General features: G+C 61.0%; 3 protein-coding genes and 1 pseudogene. 2 read left to right on the forward strand and 2 right to left on the reverse strand.

Features of this window, described 5'->3' with window-relative positions:
- Positions 1-387: 387 nt before the first annotated feature.
- Positions 388-3669, forward strand: coding sequence for a bifunctional diguanylate cyclase/phosphodiesterase (locus tag NZ453_RS20965; RefSeq protein ID WP_263772908.1), 3282 nt, complete (start codon positions 388-390; stop codon positions 3667-3669).
- Here NZ453_RS20965 and NZ453_RS20970 read toward each other — a convergent pair.
- On the reverse strand, positions 3648-4361 hold the full coding sequence (locus NZ453_RS20970) for a DUF899 family protein (RefSeq protein WP_263772909.1): 714 nt from the start codon (positions 4359-4361) through the stop codon (positions 3648-3650). The two genes, NZ453_RS20965 and NZ453_RS20970, sit on opposite strands and share 22 nt — an antisense overlap.
- Positions 4362-4439: 78 nt before the next feature.
- Positions 4440-4793, reverse strand: a complete 354-nt coding sequence (locus tag NZ453_RS20975; protein ID WP_263772910.1) for a DUF1428 domain-containing protein — start codon at positions 4791-4793, stop codon at positions 4440-4442.
- Between the two features lie 1044 nt (positions 4794-5837).
- Between NZ453_RS20975 and NZ453_RS20980 the strand changes: the two are divergent.
- Positions 5838-6978, forward strand: a pseudogene (locus NZ453_RS20980) (IS3 family transposase).
- Positions 6979-7292: the final 314 nt, after the last annotated feature.

Consider the following 7292-nt stretch of genomic DNA (forward strand, 5'->3'; position numbering starts at 1 on the left):
TCCGAGAAAATCTGGGCGGAGGTTCTGCAACCCGCCCGGCGGGGCGAAATCGATCCGGCCCGCGTTGGGGCGAGACTGACGCCGATATAGTCGCAGGTACTCCACCGCCCGCCAGGCGCACCATCTGGTACATGCGCGTCCAAGGCGCTCGCGCCGTAGCCTAGCCGGCGCTTGGTTACAGATACTCTCGTTTATGCCCGCGTCGGCGCTAATCTTCTCGTCGCTTTCTGCCACGTATCGCAGCGGCGAGGTGGCTTGCTTGCGCAAGTTTCCATGTTGTCACCATTCCGTGTGTACTAGAGTGTGTGTACGGTCAGGGTTACTCGCACTCGCGGGACGAGCGGCGTTTCGGGGCCGCTCCCGCGAACAATCGAGAAGAAGAGCGCGATGGAAAGTCAGACTACCCCACATGATCCGAGCGGTCCGGCGGACAGCGTTCGCGATGGCGGCGCCGCGGCGAGCGAGGAAAACCCCGCCCTTGCCCGGCCGGGAGTTCAGCGGCTGCAGGCTCGTTGGGTAGTGATCGCGCTGCTGGCGCTCAACCTCGTCGCTATCGCTGGTGTCCTCTCCGGTGTCAACTTTCTCTACGACCGCAATATCCGGGAAGCCGAGATCCGCAGCCAGAACGTGTCGTTGGCGATCGACCTGGCGCTGACCAATGAGATCGCGAAGATCGACGTGGCGCTTGTGGCGACCATCGATGATCTTGGTCACCATCATCTCGGCGAAGGCGAAGACCGGGCCTCCAACATCTACGGCCTCGTCACTCCACACCAGGCACAATTCAAGGAGACGGAAGGGTGGGGAATCGCGGATGCCAGCGGGACAATGGTTTTCCATGAAGAGAACGGGAACACCACGTATTCGGCCGCCAATCGGGAGTATTTCAAAGACCTCAAGAGCGGGAAACGGACGGGATTTGTAGTTACCGAACCGCTGGTAAGCCGTGTCACCGGAAATCTCGTTATCGTTCTCGCACGGGCTTACACCGACCAGTCAGGTGCCTTCGCCGGCGTCGTTGCCGTTCCGCTACCTGTTTCGTATCTCGACGCGATGCTTTCGCGTTTCGATGTCGGGCCGCGCGGTGTGATCTCGTTGCGCGATAGTCAGCTAGGACTGATCGCTCGTGCGCCCTCCAGCTATCGTGGCATACCAGTCACCGTGGGCGATGCCCGCATGAGCCCGGAGGCCACCGAGCTGCTAGCGGCGGGAAAAACGTCTGGGACATATCATGCGCGCACCGTCATCGACGACATAGAGCGAATTTACAGTTTCCGCGCCATCAGCAACGCGTCTTTCTACACCTTCGTCGGCGTCTCGAAACATGATTATCTGGCAGACTGGAGGCGATTGACTTCAGCTCTCTTGGGGTTCCTCGGCGTTTTCTTGCTCGTCACCGATGCTTCGGCCGCGTTCGCCTTTCGCCACTGGCGGCGGGAGCGTTCCTATGCCGTTTCGCTGCAGGAAACCAATGCGCGCCTGCAAGGGTCGGTACGCGAAATCGAGGAACGCGATAAGGCGCTCATCGCCGCGCAAGACGCCGGCGGCCTTGGTACCTACACGCTTGACCTGGCGAGCGGCGTCTGGAGGAATTCGGACAAGATCAGGGAAATTTTCGGCATAGACACCGCGTATCCGCCAACCGTCGAGGGGTGGCGAAAACTCGTGCACCCAGACGATCTCGCGCCGATGCAAGCGTACTTCCGCGATGAAGTGATCGGCAAACACGGCATCTTCGATTACGAATACCGCGTGGTGCGCCCGAGCGACGGTAAGGTCGTGTGGCTACACGGGTTGGGCAAACTCGAGTTCGACGCGGAAGGTAAGCCGGTCCGTCTGGTGGGCACGTCTCAGGATATCAGCGAGCGCAAATTTGCCGAGGAGCGACTGCAATTAGCGAGGGCCGTCTTCCAGAACTCTTCGAACGGCATCCTGATTACCGATGCTGAGGGCATCGCGATCGAGTCGAACCCCGCCTTCACCAAGATCACGGGCTATACACAGGAGGACCTTGCCCAGTTGGATCTTTACCGTCTGGTGTCGCCATCCGAAGACGAGGCGATACGCGCCGAGGTGCGCGAGTCGCTGCGTGAGAAAGGGTATTGGGAAGGGGAAGTAGCCAGCCGCCGCAAGAGTGGCGAACCCTACACGCAACAATCCCGCGTGTCGGCGTTGCGCGACCCGAGCGGACATATGTCCAGCCTGGCCGCCGTGATTGCGGATGTGACGGAGCTAAAGGAAAGCCAGCGCCAACTCGAACGCATGGCTTACTACGACCGATTGACGGGGCTTGCGAACCGAGGGCTGCTCGCCGACCGGATGGCGCACGCCATGTCTCAATGCCGCCGAAAAGGCAACGAGTTGCTTGGGGTTTGTGCGCTTGACCTCGACGGATTCAAGGAGGTCAACGACCGTTTGGGCCACGAGGCGGGCGACCAGCTTTTGATCGAAGTGGCCCAGCGCTTGCAGGGCTGCACTCGCGACAGCGATACCGTCGCCCGCCTGGGCGGCGACGAATTCGTCGTCCTCTTCTGCGGGCTGACGCAGCTTGCCGAGGTTGAAAGCGCGGTCTCGCGCATGATCCGGGCAGCCGCGGAGCCCTACCACATCGGCGGCGTCAGTTCGTACGTGACCATCAGCGTGGGCGTCACGCTCTATCCGTACGATGCGGTCGATGATCCCGATGCCTTGCTGCGACATGCCGACCAGGCCATGTACGACGCCAAGCGTGCGGGCAAGAATCGCATGCACTTCTTCGATACGGAGAGCGACCGCCGCTTGCGGCATCACCAACAGCAATACGTACGACTGGTGGAGGCGATTGCCAGCGACGAACTGCGGCTCGTCTACCAGCCCAAAGTCGAGTTGCGAACGGGCAAGGTCGTCGGTGTGGAGGCGCTGCTGCGCTGGCAGCACCCGGAACTCGGGCTCCTGGCGCCATCGCACTTCCTGCCGTCGATCGAAGCCACCGAACTCGTTCTCCCGGTCGGCGAATGGGTGCTGGAGGAAGCCCTGGCCCAGAGGCAGCGCTGGCTGGCCGAAGGCATCGATCTTGAGGTGAGCGTCAACGTATTCGGCCTGCACCTGCAGCGCGCCGATTTCGCGGATCGCCTGGCCGGCATTCTCAAAGCCTACCCGCAACTCGACCCCACGGGTCTCGAACTCGAAATACTCGAAACCACGGCGCTTGAAGACCTCAGCGAAATTACCGAGCGGATCAAGGAATGCGCGCCCCTCGGCGTGCGTTTCTCGCTCGACGACTTCGGTACCGGGTACTCGTCGCTGACCTACCTGCGGCAATTGCCGGTGTTCTGCGTGAAGATCGACCGCACCTTCGTGCGCGACATGCTCGACAACAACGAGGACAAGGCGCTCGTCCAAGGCATCGTAGGCATGGCGCACACGCTGAAGCGAACCGTCGTTGCCGAAGGCGTCGAGACGCTCGAACATGCCGTCCCGCTGCTGCATTGCGGCTGTGATCGCGCCCAGGGGTACGGCATTGCGCGGCCGATGGAGGCAACATCGATACCGGCATGGCTGGCGCGCTGGCACATGCCGAAGCAGTGGGAGGAGGCTCTGGCCATCGATGTCATTTCGTTCAACCGGCGCAACGCGCAACGTTCTTCCGTAGGCGCTTACGAAAACGATCAGGTCGAAGTCTCGGAGTAGCTGAGTTTCGGGTACCAGTCGCTGCCGCGGCCCTCCGGCGTGCAATCGAGCACCGTCCACAAAGGCATGAGGTCGGGGGCGCCGCGCGGATCTTGCCCCGGGTCGGCGGTCACCGACCCCATTTCGCCACTCCAGAAATGGCGGATCTTGCCGTCGCGCCGGCTGAACACGTTGAACGCCGGCATGTCGGCGTCTTCCGCGCTTACATAGTCGCGCGTGTAATCGCCGCGGGTGTCGGAATAGAGGCGCAGATTGCGCCAACCGCGTTGCTCCTTGAACGCCAAAAGGCGCTCGATCGGCGAGCGGGCAACGACGACTAGCGCAATGTGCTGACCAATGTCGAGCGCTTCACCATCCCACGCCGAAAGCAACGAGGTGCACATCGGACAAGGCTGCGCCCGGGCGGGACCATACATCCAGCTGTAGATGGCCAGGGTCGTTTTGTCGCCGAACAGACTCTCGAAGTCCGCAGGCCCGTCGGGTCCATCGAAAGTGTAGCGGCGAGGCAGCTCGCCACCGGGTGGCAAGGCGCGGCGCTGCTCGGCAACGCGCTCGATATGGCGCCTCAACTCGATCTCCTCGGCCAGCAGCGCGTCCCGGGCGGCGCGGTACTCGCCGCTCTCGTTCGGGAAACGCACGCCGTTTTTCCTTGCCAATTCGGTTGCGGGCGCGAGAGTGGATTGACTCGGCATGGCTGTTCCTTTCGTCTTTCATTGTTACGGTTCGTGGCGCACGTCCCCGTGTAGGGGATGCGCCGTTCTTGCATGGCCCTAGGCGTTGACGATCATTTCAAATCCGCCATAGATCAGGCGTTTGCCATCGAAGGGCATCGAGTTCATTGCCGCCTGCGAGCGAGTGTCGTCCATCACCCGTTTCATGCCTGCATCGCGCGCCTCCCGTGATGGCCAGGTTATCCAGGCAAAAACCACACTCTCATCGTCGTTCTTCTTCACGGCCATCGGGAACGAAGTCACCTTCCCCTCCGGAACGTCGTCACCCCAACACTCGACGACGCTCAGGGCGCCGTGCTCCTTGAAGGTCGAAGCCACCGTTTCGGCGTATTGCCGGTATTGCTCACGGTTGACCGTCGGAACGGCGAGTACGAATCCATCGACGTAGGTCATAGCGGTGTCCTCCACGGAAAGAATCGGCACGCGGCGCATGCCTTCACGAGTACGACGCGCGAGGCGCGATCAAATCGACAACGTGGCAAAGAAAACCAGCGCGGGTATCTGCGCCCGGAGACGTTGGGCGATGGGGGGCATTCGGGAAGCCGCCCCGAAGGGCCGACTTTGGGAGTCGCTGGACCGCCCCGGGGGGGTGCCCAGACGCTTACCGCCTCAGCGTTTCTCCTGCTGGCGCGCGGTGTGGATGCCACCCGCGATCACGGCGATCCCAGTCAGGGTACCCGCATCGCGCGCCTCGCCGAGTGCGGGTCCCACGGAAGGACCGCCCACACGAGATGCGTGTAGGAAAAGGCGCGGCTACGGTGGGGGCTATGTGCAGGAAGGCTTCGATCAGCAGGTAGTGGCCGAGACCCGTCGAGATGCCGAGGCAGCCCATCAGCAAGGAGTCGCCCGGCGTCGTCATGAACCAGCTGGGCTGCCGTGCCAGAGTCGCCACAACCGGCCCCTCGAGCCCGGTGGCTGGCCGGCCGGTCTGAACGGGCCACCCCCATGTGTCGGCCAAATAGGGCAACTATCAAGACCACGTGCGTCAGATAACGTACCCAGGGCAGTTCGGAAGCCGGGTAGTACCGCGCCAGATGCTTGGACAAAGCGTCATGGGCGGCGAAAAGCAGCATAGTGATCAAGACGAGAGCGATGCCCTGCCTGCGTTCGGAGTGGAGGACGCGAGTCGCGGCCCCGCGGATCGTTGCGATTTGTGTACTCGGCGCGAGAGAATCGGCACGGAGTGTCTTCTTAGTGGCCGCCATTATGCGGTATGCCGCGTCGACAAGGCTTTGCGATACCGGGTGGACAACCATTGCGCTAGGAGCTAGAAGGGTAGCTTGCCAGCAGGTTTGTGAAATGACATTTGAGTGAATCTTTCCCTTGCGGCACTGCAGATTGCTGTTGAGCGGGAGGGGTGAGGCTACCCCGTAATTTCGTACCGAATTGAGCTGGAATTTTCGGCACACTTTCCAAGTAGCAGAAGGAGATTGTGCGATGAAACGATCGAAGTTTACGGAAGAGCAGATCACCTTTGCATTGAAGCAGGCGGAGGTCGGGACACCGGTCGAAGAGGTGTGCCGCAAGATGGGGATTTCGAACGCGACGTTCTATAGCTGGCGCAAGAAATACGGCGGGCTCGGCCCGTCGGAGCTCCGCCGCCTGAAACAACTCGAAGAAGAGAACCGCAAACTAAAGCGCCTGGTGGCGGATCTCTCTCTCGACAAGGTGATGCTGCAGGACGTGCTCTCAAAAAAGCTTTGAAGCCTTTCCGCCGCAGGGAACTCGTCGACCACCTGATCGACCGGCACGGTGCCAGTCAGTGCCAGGCATGCAGCGTCATGAAGATCTCGCGCTCGGTGTATGGCTATCGGTCGCGGGCTCGCGATGCGCGGCCGCTGCTCATGCGCATTCGCGAGATTACGATGACGCGGGTGCATTACGGATATCGGCTTGTCCACTTGCTGTTGCGGCGGGAAGGCTGGAAAGACAATATCAAACGTGTTTATCGCCTGTATCGGGCCGACAGGTTGTCCTTGCGGCACCGGCGGCCGCGACGGAAAAGGCCGCGCGTCTGCGCCAACCAAAGCATCACGCATCGGCAATCAACGAGATATGGAGCATGGATTTCGTCGCCGACGCGCTGTTCGATGGGCGCCGCCTGCTGACGCTGCCGATCGTCGACAACTACACGAGCGAATGCTTGGCAATTGAAGTGGGACAAAGTCTGAAAAGGGATGATGTCGTGCGCGTGCTTGAACAACTACGCCTGATCCGCGGACTGCCGAAGACGATCAAGGTCGACAATGGTAGCAAGTTCATTTCGAAGGCGATGGACAAATGGGCTTATGAGTATGGTGTTGAACTCGACTTCTCGCGTCCCGGCCGGCCGACTGATAACGCCAAGGTCGAGTCGTTCAACGGGCGCGTTCGGGAGGAGTGCCTGAATGCCCACTGGTTCTTGTCTCTGGAGGACGCGAGGAGAAAAATCGACGCGTGGCGGCGGTACTATAACGAGGATCGTCCACCCTCGGCGCAGGGCTGGATGACACCCGCCGAGTTTGCCCGCCAATGCGGGCGATCGCCCGCATTGGCGGGTCCAGTAGAGCCGGAAATCTCCAGCTCAGGCCGGTACTAAAACCGGGCCAGCCTCACCAAGGACTTTTACTAGAACGCTCTTGGCACTAACAGAGGGGGCACCTCAGCTGAACGCTGGGGTTTTTCGTCGAGGAATCTCAGGCTTTCCCTGATGTTCCCTCTTCTCGCAAGTGCGTACACTTCGCCGAAACGTCAGAACGTCAACGGCATCGCTGTGCTCATAAAAAGGCATTTCCTATGAAAAACCTTACCATCGCCAAGCGGCTCATCCTTCTAATCGTCGTCTCGGTAGTGGCTTTGATTCTCGTCGGTGTCGATGGACTCTCCGCGGCGATCGATGCACAAAAAGGGGTC

The sequence above is a fragment of the Propionivibrio soli genome, from assembly GCF_025770765.1.
In the GTDB taxonomy this organism is placed as follows: domain Bacteria; phylum Pseudomonadota; class Gammaproteobacteria; order Burkholderiales; family Rhodocyclaceae; genus Propionivibrio; species Propionivibrio soli.